The sequence below is a fragment of the Pantoea allii genome (assembly GCF_046529425.1).
Classification (GTDB): Bacteria; Pseudomonadota; Gammaproteobacteria; order Enterobacterales; family Enterobacteriaceae; genus Pantoea; species Pantoea allii.
In genome coordinates this window covers 4,164,542-4,182,971 of record NZ_CP125958.1, presented here as the reverse complement: position 1 = coordinate 4,182,971, position 18,430 = coordinate 4,164,542, and the positions used below count along the sequence as shown (strand labels likewise).

Below are 18,430 nucleotides of genomic sequence, written 5' to 3'. Positions count from 1 at the left end.
CACAGCATGCCCGTCACCTCGACGGGTATTTTTTTGCCTGCCAGATAGCGCGTTTTTGCCTGCCAGAGAGCAGGCATAAAAAAATCCGGGAACACAGGTTACCCGGATTTTTGCTTTCTGCGGCAGGGATTAATAAACGTCGCGCAGGTAGCGTTTCTCTTTCTTCAGCTGATCGATGTAGTCGGCCGCTCGCTCGCTGGACAGCCCGCCAAACTGGCGCACGATTTCATACAGCGCGCTATCGACATCTTTCGCCATGCGTGATGCATCGCCACAGACGTAGAAGTAGCCCCCTTCCTGTAGCCAGGCATAGAGCTCTGCGCCCTGTTCCAGCATCCGGTTCTGCACGTAGATTTTCTTGTCCTGATCGCGCGAGAAGGCCAGATCAAGACGCGTGAGCAAACCGCTCTCCTGCCAGGCTGTGAGCTCTTCGCGATAAATGAAGTCGTGCTCCTGATGCTGATCGCCAAAGAACAGCCAGTTTTTGCCCTGGGCACCTGTCACCTGACGCTCCTGCAAAAACGCACGGAACGGCGCGATGCCCGTACCCGGTCCCACCATAATCAGCGGGGCATTGCCGTTGGCGGGCACACGGAAGGCTTTGTTAGGCGAAATAAAGATCGCGGGCTTTTCACCACGGCGCACGCGCTCTGCCAGGTAGGTTGAGCACACACCGCTACGGTTACGGCCACCGCTGTGATAGCGCACAGAGGCAATGGTCAGGTGCACCTGATTAGGATGCGCTTTTGAGCTGGATGAAATGGAGTAGGCACGGTGCTGCAACGGGCGCAGCAGGGCAACAAACTCTGTCACGCTCAGGCTACGCGTTAGCTCAAGCTGCAGCAGATCCAGCGTATCTTTGCCCCACAGCCAGACGCCCAGGGCATCTTTATCATCATGCTGAAGGACATGGCGCAGCTCCTGGTTGGTGGTATTTTGTCCTACCCACTCAATCAGCTTGCGTGATGGCTCAGAAATTTCAAACTGGTAGGTCAGCAGGTCGCCCAGACTTCGGTCGAAACCCGGCACCGGCGTCTGATAATCGGCGTTTAACTGCGTAAGCAGCAGGTTAACCAGCGACGGTTCGTTGACCGGAATCACGCCAAGCGCGTCACCGGCTTCATACTTGAGACCGCTGTCGCTAAGATCAAACTCGAAGTGGCGAATGTCCTTGGCTGACTGTTCGCTCGACAGGCGCTTGTTGGTGATCAGGGCAGCCGCATAGGGGTTGGATTTGTTGCTGCCAGGAATGACTGGCGCTTCCGGGGCGCTCTCCAGCACCGTGCCGCTGCTGCCTGCGCTGCTGGCAAACTGTGGCATCGTGCTGTTCAGCCATTCATTCGACGGCTCTTCGTAATCAATATCGCAGTCGATACGGTCGACAACGCGTTTTGCACCAAGCTGTTCCAGACGCATATCCAGGAACTTACCTGCCTGGCAGAATCCGTCATAACCGGTATCGCCAATGGCCAGCACGGCGAAGTGCATCTGCTCCAGGCGCGGCGCAGTGCTGGCTGAAATCGCGTCCCAAAACAGCTGGGCGTTGTCGGGCATTTCACCTTCGCCATAGGTTGAGGTGACAATCAGCACGTGGCGCATGGTGGCGAACACGTCGAGATCTACATCGCCTAATGCCTGAACGACGGGCACCAGACCTTTGGCTCGGGCTGATTTCGCCGCTGACTGGGCCAGCGCCTCAGCATTGCCGGTCTGAGAACCATAAAGGATGTGCAGTTGGGTGGTGGCGGCAGCACTGCTGCCCGCCGCTGGCTGCTGTTTATCTTCCAGCACCAACAAACGGGAGTGCAGGCCAGCCAGAAAGCCCGCCAGCCAGTATTTCTGGTCACCATTAAAAGGTGCATCTTCAGGAATATATGGAATTTTCATGGATACCTTTACTCAATCCCGCTCTTGACCGTCATACGTCGCCGTGTCGATGGCAGTCGGTTCCTGCGCGCTCAGCAGCTTGCTGCTGAGCGGATAAGGTTGCCGCTGCGCCCGGTACGACGAATAAATCCGGGTAATCATGATTAAACACAGTTCTGTTCACTGACTCTGCTGTCAGGCCAGTTTACCCACCGCTGCTGCAATTTCAGGTAACGCCGCACGTGCAAACAACTCTTCAAAATCAGGCAGGCGACCGAGGATTTCACGGTTGCAGGCATCCTGATACATGATCCAGCCATAGGTGGCCAGGCTGTCCATCGAGCGGATGTTACGTTGTGTCAGTGCCGCTTTATAATCGGACATGCGTTTTGAACCGATCAGGCTGGCCAACTCGCTGTCACTGTAGTTTTCAATCGCTGCTCGCGCATGGCGTTGCAGTTTACTGATCAGAGAAAAGTCTTCTGTCATCAGCAAATTGCGGACGGCTTTCTCCACGGCAGGGGCCTCAACTGAGGTGCCTTTCGGTAACTTACCTAATGCCAGCTGCTGCGCAAAGCTCAGTACGGTGTAGTTGTTGAGCAAAACAAACATTTCCTGCGTATCGGTCGCTCCGTAGGCCGGCACCGCACCGTCAGCAATGGTTTTGCCTTCACGCCAGGCGGCTTTGAATTTGGCTACCTGATGGGCAGCCAGCGCCGTCGACAGTTCTTCCAGCAAATCCTTACGGGATTTCGCCTTCAGAATTTCACCGCCGTCCTGATAAAGCAGCAGAGAACGTGGCATCACGTAAACAAAGTGCTGACACTCGGTTTCCCAGTGTTCCAGCAGCCAGGCGGCACGCGGAGACTGCGTGGCCGCTAGGTGCCAGTTCAGCATGGTCCAGACCGCCTGCTTATGGATCTGCGCCAGCTCATCCTGGTCAGCAATGGAGCCAAACAGGACCGAATCGCCTGCCGCATGGTTGGCCAGTGAGCCATAGGGATCGTACTGGTAAGCAAAACCGCCGCTCATGCCGTTACCGAAGCCTTTACCAAAAGTGCCCAGGTTTAACACTGCGCCGTTGGTCATATATTCGCAGCAGAAGTCACCAACGCCTTCCACCACGGCAGTCGCACCGGAGTTACGTACCGCGAAGCGGTCGCCCGCCTGGCCCTGAACGAACAGACGGCCGCCGGTTGCGCCAAACAGGGCGAAGTTACCGATCAGAACGTTGCCATCGCTGTCCTGTGCGCCGCCACCGGGTGATAACACCACCAGTTCGCCGCCGCACTGGCCTTTACCGACGCCATCGTTACAGGTGCCACGATGTTTCATCAGCATACCGTCATTGCAGAATGCACCAAAGGACTGACCTGCTGAGCCTGTTGTGGTGATGTTTACCGTTTCAGGTGCCAGGTAGCGACGACCGCGATCGTCCTGCAGCACGGCCGGCATCGCCTGGATCTGTGCCGCCGTCAGGGTGTGATTCAGCATGCGCTCAATATCGATAGCTAACTGACCGCCCACGCTTTTATTGCGGTTGTTAAGCACGACCTCGTGGCCCAACTGCAGCGTTGTTTTGCCCTGTTCCACCAGCTGCTGGCTGAGCTCTTCAACCCAGATGTCATCCAGCTCAAAATCTTTTTCCAGGTAAACCGGCTTGTCGATTTTCAGTTCTGGCACCACGGTGAGCATTGCGCGCAGATCCAGCTTGCCTACTTCCAGCGGGTGATCCATCAGGTGGAGCAGATCGGCGCGACCACGCGCTTCACGCAGGGAGCGCAGGCCCATCCGCGCCAGAATTTCACGCACTTCGTGTGCGACGTTCAGGAAGTACTGTGCGAGCTGACGTGGATCGCCATCAAACGCTTCGGCGTTCGTGGTTAACCCTGCCGGGCATTTGACGTTACAGTTTTTCGCCATCACGCATTTCAGCATCATCAGCGCGGTGGTACCAAACTCAAAGCTGTCGCCGCCCAGCAGCGCGGATTTCACTACATCGCTGCCGGTTTGCTGTGCGCCGGAGCAGCGCAGCAGCACTTTGTCGCGCAGACCGTTTGCACACAGCGCCTGATGGACTTCGGCGATGCCGATTTCCGCTACGCGCCCGGTATATTTCAGGCTGGTCACCGAGGCCGCGCCTGTGCCGCCGGTGTTACCGGCAACATTAATCACGTCAGCACCGGCTTTTGCCACGCCGACGGCAATGGTGCCAATTCCCTCGGAGGACACCAGCTTCACAATGACGCGTACGCGGGCCGCTTTACAGTCGTGAATCAGCTGCGCCAGATCTTCAATTGAGTAAGTATCGTGGTGCGGCGGGGGAGAAACCAGCTCAACGCCCGGCGTGCCGCCACGCGCTGCTGCGATCTCCACGGTCACTTTGGCCGCTGGAAGCTGGCCGCCTTCGCCGGGCTTCGCACCCTGGCCGATTTTGATCTCCAGCTCTTCCAGCATCGGATCGGCAAGGTAAGCCGCCCAGACACCGAAGCGGCCAGAGGCCAGCTGTTTGATGCGTGAGGCACGAATGGTGCCGTGACGCGAGTAGTGTTCGCCGCCTTCACCGCAGTTGCTCATGCCGCCAACCATATTGGTGCCGTGCGCGACCGCTTCATGCGCCGGAGCCACCAGCGCGCCGTGGCTCATTGCGCCAGAGGCGAATGTGCGGGTGATTTCGCATGCGGGTTGAATATCGCTCAGCGGCAGCGACGGCAGCGCGGTAAAGATACGTGACAGATAGTCTGCCGCTTTGCCGCTGGCGGTCACTTTCAGGCCACCGGCGACCACCTCAGCCGTTTCAATTTCGTCATTAAAGCGGGCTTTCAGCGCACGAGACAGGTTAAGCAGGCGCTCGCTCTCCGGCTTCAGCCCGACAATCGCATCGGTCAGACGCAACATAAAGGCGTTCTGGCTGCCTTCAATGGCATCACATACCAGACCGCGCGTGGCAAAGCCGTTGTTGGTCAGCGAGTAGCGACCCAGCTTACGCCGGAATTCGGCTTCACTGTCGATGTGGGTCAGGTCCGCCGGGAAGGCCAAAATATCGCGCAGTGCAGCGGGACGGCGCTTACGCTCTTCATACATCAGGCTGGAGAACTGACGATAATCGGCCGTAATGGCAAAATTATTCATCACGTCATCCGGGATGCGCTCAAAGCTGCTGTCTTTGAATGTCTCTGGCTTGATGCCAAAGGCATTGTCCAGACGGGCCAGCGTCATCAGCCGAATAAAGTTATCCTCTTCACGCACTTTGTCCGCGAAGCGAATCGGTTCTTCAGTCATATCAATAAAGGTGCGAACGGCAATGGTGCCGTAAGAGTGGCCTGCGCCTTCTGCACGCTCTTTAAACAGCCCCAGCAGTGGCACTTCGGATTCGCCCTGAATTTTCAGCGCGCTTTGATGCCAGTCCACCGCCATCTGCGCGATAGTGGCAAAGCCTGCGCCGCCGACGGGCGTTTTGATATTGGGGTAATACTTTCTCAGGACCGGATCGTCCGTATTCAGGAAGTTAGGCTCAAAGAATTCCCCGCTACTGTAGCTCTCTACGGTACACAGGCCGACTTTGCCCATGGTTTTCATCAGAGCTTTTTCAGCGGCTTTGGCGTAGCGTTTAAAGGCTTTATTGCCTTCCTCGCCTTCACCAAATTTTTCCTCAGCGCGCATTTGCACACCAAGCGGATAAACGGCCGATGCGCCAAAGCCCAGCGTGGCAGCAATATGATGGGAAGAGATAATCTGCCCACTCTCTACCACCAGTGAAACGTCAAGACGTAAGCCTTCCTGCACCAGACGCTGGTTAACCGCAGAGATAACCAACAGCATTGGCAGGGCCGCTTGCGTGGAGGAGATATGGCGATCGGTCAGTACCGCGATGCCGCCCTGTGAACGGGCAAAATCCACCACCTGCTGGGCCAGATCGTCAATCGCTTTTTCCAGCGCACTGGCGTTGGCCGTGCGGCTGAGCAGGTCTTTGCCGATTACCGGTTCGTACAGCATGTCAAAGCGGGCATAAGGCGCGACGTTCTGTTCACGCAGCTGTAGCATGTCCAGATGGGTCAGAATCGGCGTAGGCACGATGATCTGGCGGCCTTTACTGCGTCCCAGATGCGGTTTCGCCCCCAGGGCTACGCGCAGCGTCATGCCGTCCGCTTCACGAATGGAGTCCAGCGGCGGGTTAGTCACCTGGGCAAAGCGCTGTGAGAAATAGTGCGCCATGCCGCCTTCATGATCGGACAGGCCGTTGATGGCGTTGCCGTAACCCATCGCCGAGATTTTCTCTGCGCCGGTGTTCAGCATGGGGTCCATCATGAACTTGAAGCTTTCCTGGTTGTAGTAGTAAGCCACGAAGCGCTGATAGGTTTTCAGATCGCCGCGATAGCGCAGGGGAGAGCCCTGTTGTTCCGCGGGAATGACCGGCAACTCTTGCAAATCGACACGCGATTTGCTGACCAATGCGGCATAGTCTTTTTCTGCAGCCAGTTTTTCCAGCGCTTCATGCGTGGTGTAACTGCGCTTTTCGCGATGATCAAAATAGAGCATCCCGCCAGCTTCGATACGACCGCGGCGCAGCACGCTTTCAGGTGGAAACGCGATCTGGCCCGCTTCAGACATGGCGCCAATATACTCTGCCGTTTCAACCGAACGCAGTGGACGCAGCCCCAGGCGATCAAGACGTGCACCAATCACTTCGCCGTTACCAAAGATGAGCGCGGCAGGGCCATCGTTTTTCTCTTCGTACAGCGAAAAATACTCCAGCATGTCGCGGACGGCAGGGGAGAGCGCGGTATCGTTTTCCCAGGCCGGGGGCATCATGGAAACCACGGCGGTGATCAGATCCAGATCGTCTTCCATCAACCGGCTGTGAATACTCTGGTCCAGGCGCGAACTGTCAGACTGACCTTTTGGCCGTACAATCGTTTTGCCACGGGCAGAGGCCAGCGCGGATTCGGCGATACGGTTTTTACGGTCGGTATTCAGCTCACCGTTATGGGCCATCAACCGGAAAGGTTGCGCCATGGTGGTGTGCGGATCGGTATTGGTTGAGAAGCGAGTGTGGAAAAACAGTCCGCGTACCTGATGATCGGGATCGGTCAGATCCTTGAAGTAAGGAATCACTTCATTCGAGTTCAGGCGGGCTTTAAAGACTTGTGTGCGGGATGACAGCGACAGCGGATATAACCCGCCGAACTCGCTTTGGGTAAAGGCCTGCGCCTCAATGGTCAACAGTGCGCGATAGATCTGTTTTTCAAAATCACTTTGGTCACTGATGTCCTGAGGTGCGGCAAAAATCCACTGCACAATAGGAAGCTGAAACTGCACGGCAGCCGGACGTGTCACACTGTTATCCAGCGGCATTTCACGTTTCATGATAACCGGCAGGTTAAAACGGCTTAACGTCTCTTCTACCAAACGTTCGGCATTGGCGCGCAGTTCAACGTCTTTAGGAACGAAAAAGTTACCGACGCCAAAGCGACCGGCTTCCAGCGCCTGACCGGTAATTTTACGGAAGAAATGCAGTGAAAGATCGACGTTAACGCCTGCGCCATCGCCAACGCCCTCAGCAGACATGCCACCGCGGTGCGGCACCGTGCAGAGCGCGCTATGCGCCATACGCAGAATTTCATGGGTCTGCTCGCCGTCCTTACGGGTAATGAAACCTACACCACAGCTGTCACTTCCTGCTGCTGGGTTATATAAGCCATAGGAATCAGGTTTTTTACTGGACATTGAGGGTCTCCTTAAACTGCTCTAGACATTACCTGCATTGTTTCAGGCACTGAGTTCAACTACACAATCTTCCCAGCGCAAATTCTTTCATTTCCGCGCCTGACAGCCTGCGCGGTTGGGTTTTGCGCACTTTTCAGCGTCAGGAGGAGATGCCCCTTGATGCGTAGTGCGTGTTTTTTCCGTTCTCGAAAGGAGATGACTCAAACCATGTGGACGTCATGTTGCATAGATATGCCGTGACGCGTGCCCATCATGAAAGCTTTCAGCGGAATTCCAACTTATCGGGAAAGCGAATCGAGGTCAAATAGCGAGTCTGACACAGTTTAATCTCGCTTTTATGTCGTTAACCGAATGAAATTATTATGTTTTTATGTCTGAAATGTGTCAGTTTTTCACTAAGGTGCAGGGGATGAAATGTGAACTGTATCACTGTGCTGTAGGCGTGAAATCACTTAAGTATGCTGGAGACGAGGTGCTAAACAGCATCAAATGCTGCTGCAGGCAGTGGAAGCGCAGGATGTATCTGTTTTTCTTATAGCAGCAAATTTGAATGAATAAGGGCGGCATGATTAGCAAAATTAATTACGGTAGGTTGCTTAAAACTACGATTTATATGAATGAGTATGCATAAAAAGCAGGAAATCGCGGCAAAGGGACGTTGCCAGGCGAAAAAAGACGAGCAGATAAGGCGCGCCTTTTTGACAGGCGGCCGTACAGATTCATTGAGTTAGCACAATTAGTCAAGGGTTTTAGCGGTAAGGTCATGAACGTCGGCGAAGCAACCGCCTTTTGCACCATTAAAGTGCGTTAGCGCTGCGATCTCACCGGATGCATTGCGACGACCACGACGTAAATACGCTATCATGTGCCTGTTCTCATCCAGGGAGTGTTTATGAAACAGATTCGCCTGCTGGCGCAATATTATGTTGATTTGATGGTTAAGCTTGGCCTGGTACGTTTCTCGCTGTTACTGGCGTCGGCGCTGGTCGTGCTGGCCATGATTGTTCAGATGGCCGTAACCATGGTGCTGCGTGGTCATGTTGAAAGTATCGATATGGTCCGATCGGTCTTTTTTGGTCTGCTCATCACCCCTTGGGCGGTCTACTTTCTTTCTGTCGTCGTGGATCAACTGGAAGAGTCACGCCAGCGCCTGGCACGGCTGGTGGATAAGCTGGAAGAGATGCGTACGCGCGATCTTGAACTGAACCAGCAGATGAAAGAGACCATTTCCCAGCTCAATCAGGAAATCACCGACCGTAAAAAAGCCGAAGAGGCACGTGAGCAGGTGATGGCGAAGCTGCGCGAAGAGGTCGCTCGTCGCGAACAGGCGCAAATCGAACTGGAGCAACAGTCCTCCTTTCTGCGCTCTTTCCTGGATGCGTCACCGGACCTGGTCTTTTATCGCAACATCGACAAACAGTTCTCAGGCTGTAACCGCGCCATGGAACTGTTAACCGGCAAAAGCGAAAAACAGCTGATTGGGCTTACGCCACGCGACATCTATGACAATGACACGGCCACCAAAGTCCTTGAAACCGATGAAAAGGTCTTCCGGCATAACGTGTCACTCACCTATGAACAGTGGTTGCAGTATCCCGATGGGCGTAAAGCCTGTTTTGAGATCCGTAAAGTACCTTATTACGATCGGGTAGGTAAGCGGAGTGGGCTGATGGGCTTCGGACGCGATATAACCGAGCGTAAACGCTACCAGGACGCGTTGGAGAGCGCCAGCAGGGAGAAGACCACCTTTATCTCAACGATCAGCCACGAGCTTCGTACGCCGCTTAACGGCATTGTCGGCCTGAGTCGTATTTTGCTGGATACCGATCTGAATCAGGAGCAGCTCAAGTACCTTAAAACCATTCACGTCTCTGCGATTACCCTGGGCAATATTTTCAATGACGTGATTGAAGTCGATAAGATCGAACGTCGTAAGGTCCAGCTGGATAACCAGCCGGTCGATTTCACCAGTTTCCTTGCCGATCTGGAAAACCTCTCAGGCTTACTGGCCCAGCCGAAAGGGCTGAAGTTTGTGATGGCACCGCAGTTACCGCTGCCGCATAAAATCTCTACCGATGGCACGCGCCTGCGACAGATTCTGTGGAACCTGATTGGCAACGCCGTGAAATTCACCCAGCAGGGAGAGATTGTCGTGCGTGTGGCCTACGAGCAGGATGAAACGCTGCGCTTTGAGGTACAGGATTCCGGGCAGGGGATTCGTCAGGAAGAGCAGGATAAAATTTTTGCTATGTACTATCAGGTCACCGACCAGCATGGCGGCAAGCCGGCGACCGGAACCGGCATCGGTCTGGCGGTTTCACGCCGTCTGGCGCAGGCCATGGGCGGGGATATCAGCGTAAGCAGCGCACCGGGGCAGGGCTCCTGCTTTACGGTGGTGATAAAAGCTCCGCGCATCGCAGAGGAAGTGGAAGATGAGGGCGTGGACGACACGCTGCCGCTGCCGGCCTTACATGTGCTGCTGGTGGAAGATATCGAGCTGAATGTGATTGTGGCCCGCTCGGTGCTGGAAAAACTTGGGTGCAGCGTAGAGGTGGCCATGACCGGGAAGGCGGCGCTGGAGATGTTCGATCCGCTGGAGTTCGATCTGGTGCTGTTAGATATCCAACTGCCGGACATGACCGGAATGGACGTTTCACGCGCCCTGCGCCAGCAACATCCTGATGCAAACCTGCCACCGTTAGTCGCCTTAACGGCCAACGTGCTGAAAGATAAAAAAGAGTATTTTGATGCGGGCATGGACGATGTGCTCAGTAAACCGCTTGCCGTACCGGCGTTAACGGCCATTATCAAAAAGTTTTGGGACTTTCAGCCTGAAAGTGATGGCCTGCCCGTTACGGCGGCGAGCGCCAGTCAATCCGATGCATTACTGGATATCCCGATGCTTGAGCAATACCTTGAGCTGGTGGGGCCGAATCTGATCACGCAAAGTCTGACCATGTTTGAACAGATGATGCCGGGTTACTTGGATGTACTGGATTCTAATCTGATGGCGCGCGACCAAAAAGGCATTGCTGAAGAGGGGCACAAGATCAAAGGCGCAGCGGGATCGGTGGGTCTGCAGCACCTTCAGCAGGTGGCAAAGCAAATTCAAAGCCCTGAGTTACCGGCCTGGTGGGACAATGTGGGCGAATGGGTTGAAGAGCTTAAGCGTGAATGGCGACACGATGTGCAAGTACTGCGCGAGTGGGTGGCTGAAAAACAGCGGTAGTACAAAAAAATGACCCCAGCCGAGGCCGGGGTGCGCTAATACTGCGCCAACACCAGGGAAAAAGACGCTGCTGCTATGCTTAATGTTTTCAATGCAACAGCGGGGTATTGGTTAACACTTGCAACACCTTAGCAAATTCAAATTACCTTGTGACAAGATTCATTAAAATTTGTGATGTTGAACCGCGTTTAAATACAGGAAACATTAATTCGACAACATAGTCAAGCAAGGAATCAATTAAACAGTCACATTGGTTATTTTTTAATCAAAACTTCTGTTTTTTGTACGGGCTTAACCCAAATTTGTTAACAAAACCTGTGTTGCGCGCTGTAACCAAAATTTTTCATCGCTGTTCTGGATTAAAATAGATATAAACTTATGATAATAAAGAATAATGAAGAAATTCGTTCCCGCGGACCCAAAACGTTTCGGAAAACCTGATCTTCCCGCACCATTAAAAGGTTTTACCGATAGAAAACGCTTTATAGTTCGGCGAAAACATAGGGTTAAAACACCGTCTTGTAACAATTAAAACACGAAACATGACGACTGAAAGAACATTTTGTCTCCAGCTAATGGAAACAGTTTGCTGCTCCAACAGAATTATACATAAGTTATATGAAACATTGAGGCGAGGTATTGTCACAAAATGGTATCATCTTTCTGAAAAAGTAGAGCGCACGACAGAGAGGATGGAACCGATTCCTTCTCTGCGGAAGTAATTGAACTCATTCAAACTATTGTTGCATTCTCAATGCATTTTCATTCTCTTGTTATAAACATTGCACATTGTCACCCCGTCTTTTTCGGTAAAGATTTTTATTGCGGGTGGTGATTACGCCTGAAATTAATTAACACAAAAAAAATTTGAGACGATCGTATGAGTAAGCATAAAGGGAATCTGTGGCGGCGTATTAAGCCGCTGGTGATGCGCATTGTATTGATTTGGGTGGGACTGTGGCTGGCGGGCATTTTACTCTTTTCGTTTGCACCGGTGCCATTTTCTGCGGTGATGGCGGAGCGCCAGATAGGTGCCTGGTTTAGGGGCGATTTTGGCTACGTATCCCATTCCGACTGGGTAGGCCGAGAGGAAATCTCGCCCTGGATGAAACTGGCCGTTATTGCTTCAGAAGATCAAAACTTCCCCAACCATTGGGGCTTTGACGTGGCAGCCATCCAGTCCGTTCTGGACGACAGTGACAGCCGGATGCGCGGTGCATCAACCCTGTCGCAGCAAACGGCAAAAAACCTGTTTTTATGGGATGGACGTAGTTGGATTCGTAAAGGGCTGGAAGCGGGATTAACCGTTGGGCTGGAAACGGTGTGGACCAAACGCCGGATCTTAACGGTCTACCTGAATATCGCGGAGTTTGGCAAAGGCACTTTTGGGGTAGAGGCTGCGTCACGCCGCTTCTTTAATAAGCCCGCCAGCCGTTTAACCATGTCAGAAGCGGCATTGCTGGCTGCGGTCTTACCCAATCCACTGCGCTTTCGCGCAGACGCGCCGTCAGGCTATGTTCGTCAACGCCAGCAGTGGATTTTGCGTCAGATGCGTCAGTTGGGTGGAGAAGGCTTTCTGCAGCGCAATCATCTGAACTGACGTTAGTCTTCGTCGAATCCGGCTTCAAACAGCTCAATGACAGCGGCCAGCGCTTCGGTTTCCTGCGGGCCGCTGGCCTCTATCTCAATATGACCGCCTTTGGCGGAGTCCAGCATCAGTAACGCAATAACGCTGCTGGCTTCCGCCTCGGTACCGGTCTCATTGCGTAACAGCACTTCTGCATCGAAACTCTGTACCAGTTCAAACAGCTTCATGGCGGGGCGCGCGTGCATGCCCAGCTTATTTCTGATTTCAACAGTTTGCTTAACGGTCATGATTTACGTTTTTCCAGCGTGCGATGACGAGACTGTACATTTTTACCGCGTGAGCGAAAATAGTCAGCCAGCTGCTCTGCGATATAAACCGAACGGTGCTTACCGCCGGTACAACCGATCGCCACGGTGAGGTAGCTGCGGTTATTGGTCTCCAGCATGGGAAGCCAGAGTTCCAGATAGCTACGCGTCTGATAAATGAAGTTATGGACTTCGGTGTGACGATCGAGGAACGCGGCGACAGGCCGATCCAGGCCCGTCATCGGACGTAGCTTGGGGTCCCAGTGTGGGTTAGGCAAAAAGCGCACGTCAAAGACGTAATCGGCATCGATGGGAATACCATGTTTGAAGCCAAACGACTCAAACACCATCGTCAGCTCACGCTCGCGTTTACCCAGCAAGCGGGTACGCAGCATTTCAGCCAGCTCATGTACCGACATTTCTGAGGTATCAATAATCAGATCGGCACGCGAACGCAGAGGCTCAAGCAGGTCACTTTCTTCATCAATCGCGCTTTCCAGCGACAGATTCTTGCTGGATAACGGATGCAGGCGGCGCGTATCACTGTAACGACGGATCAGCGTGTTGCGATCGGCATCAAGAAACAGCAGCTGCGGTGAAAATGCCGAAGGCAGATTGTTGAGCGCTGTTTCAAAAATCTCAGGAGATTCAGGCATATTACGCACATCAATACTGACCGCCGCAGAGATATTGCGCTCGACCAGTGACTCTGCTAACTGTGGCAACAGTACCACTGGCAGGTTATCAACGCAGTAAAAACCCATGTCTTCCAGCGCGCGGAGCGCCACTGACTTTCCTGAGCCTGACCGACCGCTGACGATCATCAGCACCATGACCTTCTCTCCCGTTTTAAATCCGGTTCAAACCGGTAAATCACGCGCTTTATTGCTCTGTTGGTTCTTCGGTAATAATCGCATACAGCTCTTCATCGCTCTGCGCGGCACGCAGGCGGCGGCAAACCGTTTTATCCGCCAGCCGTTTTGCCACTAACGACAGCGTATGTAGATGGGTTTTACACTGGTCAGCCGGAACCAGCAGCGCAAAAAGGAGATCGACGGGCTGGTTATCCACGGCATCGAAAGCAATGGGTTGCTCCAGGCTGATAAAAACGCCTACGGCCCGTAAGGTATCCTCCTCCAGCTTGCCATGCGGAATGGCAATACCGTTACCGATACCGGTGCTCCCCATACGCTCACGCGTAAGAATCGCTTCAAACAACGTTTGATGCGGCAGGTTGAGCTGCTTAGCGGCCAGTTCGCTGATAATCTCAAGCGCCCGTTTTTTGCTTTGGCAGTGTACGCTACTGCGGGTGCAGTCTGGCGAAAGCACTGTGCTCAATTCCAGTGTTAAATCATTGTTCATTATCGTTTCACTTGCGAGTTCACATAGCCATCGAATCAATACGCAGACATCACGTAGCGACTGAATGGCGCTAGCATAGATGACAAAACGGGGCGGTTAATCCGCCCCATCCTTTCAGCTCTGCGCGCCGGGCGCGCCTGCCAGCGTGAAGGTTAGTGTTTTTTTAGCTTGTCTTTATATTTGGTCAGTTGACGGGCCAACTTGTCAATCAATCCGTCAATCGCCGCATACATATCTTCCGCTTCAGAGGTCGCGTGCAGCTCGCCACCATTGACGTGCAGGGTCGCATCGGCGATTTGCGTCACCTTTTCCACTTTCAGGACAACATACACCTGATTGATATGATCAAAGTAATGTTCCAGTTTGGCAAATTTTGTCGTCAGGAATGCCCGCAAGGGGTCGGTGATTTCAACGTTTTGCCCGGTAAGGTTCAGCTGCATAGGTCTTCCTTCTCATTTCTGTCAAACCAGTTGTTTACGCTGATTTGAAGGCGGTATGGACAAAGACTCGCGATATTTAGCGACGGTTCGACGTGCCACTATTATCCCTTGATCAGATAACATGGAGGTCAGTTTACTGTCACTCAAGGGCTTGGCGGGGTTTTCCGCCGAGATTAATTTTTTCACCAACGCACGAATAGCGGTAGATGACGCTTCTCCGCCACCTTCAGTATTAACATGGCTGGAGAAAAAATACTTCAGTTCAAAAATGCCACGCGGGCTGTGAAGGTATTTTTGCGTGGTAACGCGGGAAATGGTCGATTCATGCATATCCACAGCCTGGGCAATATCGGCCAGCACCATGGGACGCATAAATTCCTCTCCCTGCTCAAAAAAGGCCTGCTGCTGCTCAACGATACAGCGGGAGACTTTTAATAATGTCTCGTTGCGGCTTTCAAGGCTTTTAATCAGCCAGCGGGCTTCCTGCAAGTTGCTGCGGATAAACTGACTGTCGCTGTCGTTACGTCCTGCACCGCCCATGGCGGCGTACTGCTGGTTAATCTTCAGTCGCGGGAGACTGTCGGTGTTGAGCTCAACCGTCCAGCGCGTCGCGACTTTGCGTACCAGCACATCAGGAATAACGTATTCCGGTTCGCCGGTGTTAATCGACTGCCCCGGACGTGGATCGAGCGACTGAATCAGCAGCATCGCCTCTTTCAGCACGTCTTCTTTCAGACGCGTCACGCGCATCAGGCTGCGGAAGTCATGATTAGCAAGAAGATCAAGATGGCTGCTGACGATCAACCGTGCTTCCGCCAGCATAGGCGTTTCGGGCGCATATTGCGACAGCTGCACCAGCAGGCAGTCACGTAAATCGCGCGCGCCAACGCCGACCGGATCAAAACGCTGAATGCGCTTCAACACGGCTTCAACCTCATCCATTTCCAGCTCATCGTTACCGATGCTGTCAAGAATGTCTTCAAGCGAAACGGTAAGGTAACCCGTGTCATCGATGGCATCGACGATGGATGTGGCAATGGCACGATCGTTATCGCTAAAAGGCGTTAACTCCACCTGCCACATCAGGTAGTCCTGAAGAGACTGCGTGGTTTCACCCTGGTAAATCGGCAGTTCATCATCCTGATAATCGGTACCGGTTCCTGAGGGCGTGCCTGCGGTGTAAATCTCATCCCAGGTCGCGTCAAGCGGCAACTCTTCGGGCATATCCTTCTGTTCCAGCGCTTCACGGGTGTCCAGTCCCGCTTCGCCTTCCTGATACTCTTTTGCGTCTATTTCTTCGTGCTGTTCGGTTTGCTCAAGCAGGGGATTACTTTCCAACGCCAGCTGTAACTCTTGCTGAAGTTCAAGCGTAGAAAGCTGCAGCAGACGAATCGCCTGCTGCAGCTGTGGGGTCATTGCCAGTTGTTGGCTGAGCCTGAGTTGCAAACCTTGCTTCATAGACAGGATGGATATTCCCGGGTAAACATCAGTATTAACGACACCTTATCAGAGTCTGAACTCTTCACCCAAATAAACCCGTTTAACTTGCTCATCTGCAAGGACTTCGCTCGGCGTACCGTGTGCAATCAGGTTGCCCTGACTGACGATATAAGCGCGTTCACACACCGCCAGCGTTTCACGCACGTTATGGTCAGTAATCAGCACGCCAAGGCCACTGTCACGCAGGTGTTCAATGATCTTTTTAATGTCGATAACGGAAATGGGATCAACCCCGGCAAACGGCTCATCCAGCAGGATAAATTTCGGATTAGCCGCCAGCGCACGCGCGATCTCAACACGACGGCGTTCACCGCCCGACAGCGATTGCCCCATATTGTCGCGCAGATGCGCAATATGAAACTCTTCCATTAGCTCGTTAGCCCGGTCCTGTCGCTGCTCTTCGGTTAAGTCGTCGCGGATTTGCAGCACCGCCATCAGGTTGTCGTACACGCTCAGGCGACGGAAGATAGAGGCTTCCTGCGGCAGATAGCCGATGCCGCGACGTGCACGCGCATGGAGCGGCAGAATACTGATGTCTTCGTCATCGATGATGATGCGTCCCGCATCACGCGGAACAATGCCTACCACCATGTAAAAGGTGGTGGTTTTACCGGCGCCGTTGGGGCCCAGCAGACCGACGATTTCACCGGATTTTACCTGCAGACTCACGTCTTCAACCACGCGACGGCCTTTATATGCCTTCGCCAGGTTTTCTGCGATTAATGTGGCCATAGTGATCAGTTACTCTTTTTTTCGCTGTTGGTTGACGCGGGCTTATCCTGCAACTGCGAAGGCACCAGCACGGTCGTCACGCGATTGCTCTGGCCCTGGCTGTAAGCCTGCATTTTTTGCTCTTTGACCAGATAGGTGATGCGGTCGCCTTTGATGTTGCTGTCCAGCTGTTGAATATACGCATTGCCGGTCAGCTCAACAAAGTCATTGGCCAGCTCATAATGCAGCTTGGACGCGTGCCCCTGAACCGGTTTGCCATTGTCCTGCATCTGGTAAAAGGTCGCAGGGTTACCGTAAGCATCAACAATAGTTTTCTTACTGTCGCCGCCCGGACGCGTCACCACGACTTTATCAGCGGTAATTTTGATCGAGCCCTGAGTGACAATGACGTTACCGGTGAAGGTCGCCACGTTGCCTTGCAGATCCAGAGCCTGGTTTGCAGAGTCGATATTGACGGGTTTGTCCGAGTCACCGGTCAGCGCCAGAGCAGGCAAGCTGGTTGCAAGCAGCAGGCTGGCCAGTAAAAACTTAATGCTGTTTTTGTTCATTTTGAATTTCATAAGAAGTTTTGACCTTTTCGATTAACTCGGCGTTCTTTGTCCGTAAATTACCGCGCATTCTCATACCGGTAGAGTTAAAACTGCGACCATATAACGTCACCTGATCGTCAGACGCGACGTCCTGAGTGACAAGATTGACCTGAGCATTGTCCGTTTTAATGCGCTCAAGCTCAGAATCCGGAGCCAGAGCATTCAACTCGACATGGCCATAAAGATACAGCATACGGTCTTTGGTAAGCTTTGCTTTATCTGCGCGTATCGTCCAGGTAGGCATTTTATTTTCGTCATAGGTGGTCATGACGGGATTATCGAACCAGCTTATTCCGCTGTCTTCAAAATAGGTCACTTTGTCCGATATCAGTTTATAAGCCAGGCCGCCCTGCGGGTTATAAACCACAGAGTGCGAATTGGCACTGGTGTAGGTTGGCGTTTGATTATTATTCGCTACCGGCGCGCTGCTGTCGCTATCCCGGTTAGTGAAATTCCAGCCAATAAGCACCAGCGCAATCAAGGCCAGACCTAACGTTATCCAACGCCTGCTTTTACTCATACTGATTGCCCTTTGGCATCCTCGAATTTATTTTGCGCCATTAAGATGAGGTCGCACAGTTCCCGAACCGCACCGCGCCCACCGGCTATCCGCGTGACGTAACGCGCGCGCGCCAGCAGTAGCGGATGTGCATCCGCGACTGCCACGCTCAACCCAACTTTTGCCATCACTGGCCAGTCAATCAGATCGTCGCCAATATAGGCCACCTGATCGTCAGAGAGCGACAGTGTATCCAGAAGTTCGCCGTAGGCCAAAAGCTTATCGGATTGCCCCTGATAAAGGTGGCGAATGCCGAGCGTTTTGCAGCGATCTTCCAGCAGTTTGGCCGTGCGGCCGGTAATAATAGCCACTTCGACGTCCGAGGTCAGCAGGCAACGCACGCCATAACCGTCGCGCACGTTAAAGGTTTTAAACTCTTCACCGCTGTTCCCCATGTAAATCAGGCCATCCGACATGACGCCATCGACGTCGCAAATCAGCAGGCGAATTTTACTGGCGCGCGCTATGACATCGCTACTGACCGGGCCGTAACACGTTTCTAAAGTGGCATTTTCCGACTGCATTGTTTCTT

General features: G+C 53.3%; 13 protein-coding genes and 1 pseudogene. 2 read left to right on the top strand and 12 right to left on the bottom strand.

What is annotated here, in order from left to right; genetic code table 11:
• Positions 1-129 precede the first annotated feature (129 nt).
• The 3 genes from QNH99_RS19635 to QNH99_RS19625 form a co-directional block, all read right to left on the bottom strand.
• Entirely contained in the window at positions 130-1,887 is a 1,758-nt protein-coding gene (locus QNH99_RS19635; protein WP_063878127.1) for a sulfite reductase subunit alpha, read from the bottom strand.
• A 174-nt stretch (positions 1,888-2,061) separates the two neighbouring features.
• On the bottom strand, positions 2,062-7,593 hold the full coding sequence (locus QNH99_RS19630; RefSeq protein WP_410517099.1) for a glutamate synthase-related protein: 5,532 nt from the start codon (positions 7,591-7,593) through the stop codon (positions 2,062-2,064).
• Between the two features lie 736 nt (positions 7,594-8,329).
• Positions 8,330-8,458, bottom strand: coding sequence for a hypothetical protein (locus QNH99_RS19625; protein ID WP_283355295.1), 129 nt, complete (start codon positions 8,456-8,458; stop codon positions 8,330-8,332).
• 27 nt (positions 8,459-8,485) lie between these two features.
• Between QNH99_RS19625 and arcB the strand changes: the two are divergent.
• Together arcB and mtgA are read left to right on the top strand one after the other, a co-directional pair.
• Positions 8,486-10,905 (top strand): annotated as a pseudogene (arcB, locus tag QNH99_RS19620) (aerobic respiration two-component sensor histidine kinase ArcB).
• Positions 10,906-11,702: 797 nt separating this feature from the next.
• Positions 11,703-12,422, top strand: coding sequence for a monofunctional biosynthetic peptidoglycan transglycosylase (gene mtgA, locus QNH99_RS19615; RefSeq protein ID WP_109716702.1), 720 nt, complete (start codon positions 11,703-11,705; stop codon positions 12,420-12,422).
• Positions 12,423-12,424: 2 nt separating this feature from the next.
• Here mtgA and npr read toward each other — a convergent pair whose 3' ends face one another.
• The 9 genes from npr to kdsC form a co-directional block, all read right to left on the bottom strand.
• Positions 12,425-12,697: a PTS phosphocarrier protein NPr gene (npr, locus tag QNH99_RS19610; RefSeq protein ID WP_063878131.1), complete on the bottom strand. Its 273-nt coding sequence runs from the start codon at positions 12,695-12,697 to the stop codon at positions 12,425-12,427.
• Complete coding sequence (gene rapZ, locus QNH99_RS19605; RefSeq protein ID WP_063878132.1) at positions 12,694-13,548, bottom strand: RNase adapter RapZ; 855 nt, start codon at positions 13,546-13,548, stop codon at positions 12,694-12,696. The genes npr and rapZ overlap by 4 nt, the downstream gene beginning before the upstream one ends.
• A 49-nt stretch (positions 13,549-13,597) precedes the next feature.
• Positions 13,598-14,077 (bottom strand): PTS IIA-like nitrogen regulatory protein PtsN, encoded by a 480-nt coding sequence (gene ptsN, locus QNH99_RS19600; RefSeq protein WP_063878133.1) that lies wholly within the window; start codon positions 14,075-14,077, stop codon positions 13,598-13,600.
• A 152-nt stretch (positions 14,078-14,229) separates the two neighbouring features.
• Entirely contained in the window at positions 14,230-14,517 is a 288-nt protein-coding gene (gene hpf / locus QNH99_RS19595) for a ribosome hibernation promoting factor (RefSeq protein WP_063878134.1), read from the bottom strand.
• 21 nt (positions 14,518-14,538) lie between these two features.
• Positions 14,539-15,975: an RNA polymerase factor sigma-54 gene (gene rpoN, locus QNH99_RS19590; protein ID WP_096011459.1), complete on the bottom strand. Its 1,437-nt coding sequence runs from the start codon at positions 15,973-15,975 to the stop codon at positions 14,539-14,541.
• A gap of 48 nt (positions 15,976-16,023) precedes the next feature.
• Positions 16,024-16,749, bottom strand: coding sequence for an LPS export ABC transporter ATP-binding protein (gene lptB / locus QNH99_RS19585; protein WP_063878136.1), 726 nt, complete (start codon positions 16,747-16,749; stop codon positions 16,024-16,026).
• A gap of 5 nt (positions 16,750-16,754) precedes the next feature.
• Positions 16,755-17,309 (bottom strand): lipopolysaccharide ABC transporter substrate-binding protein LptA, encoded by a 555-nt coding sequence (gene lptA, locus QNH99_RS19580; protein ID WP_109716701.1) that lies wholly within the window; start codon positions 17,307-17,309, stop codon positions 16,755-16,757.
• Positions 17,278-17,859, bottom strand: coding sequence for an LPS export ABC transporter periplasmic protein LptC (gene lptC, locus QNH99_RS19575; protein ID WP_063878138.1), 582 nt, complete (start codon positions 17,857-17,859; stop codon positions 17,278-17,280). The genes lptA and lptC overlap by 32 nt, the downstream gene beginning before the upstream one ends.
• Positions 17,856-18,422, bottom strand: a complete 567-nt coding sequence (kdsC, locus tag QNH99_RS19570; RefSeq protein WP_410517098.1) for a 3-deoxy-manno-octulosonate-8-phosphatase KdsC — start codon at positions 18,420-18,422, stop codon at positions 17,856-17,858. Before kdsC ends, lptC begins: the two co-directional genes overlap by 4 nt.
• Positions 18,423-18,430 lie beyond the last annotated feature (8 nt).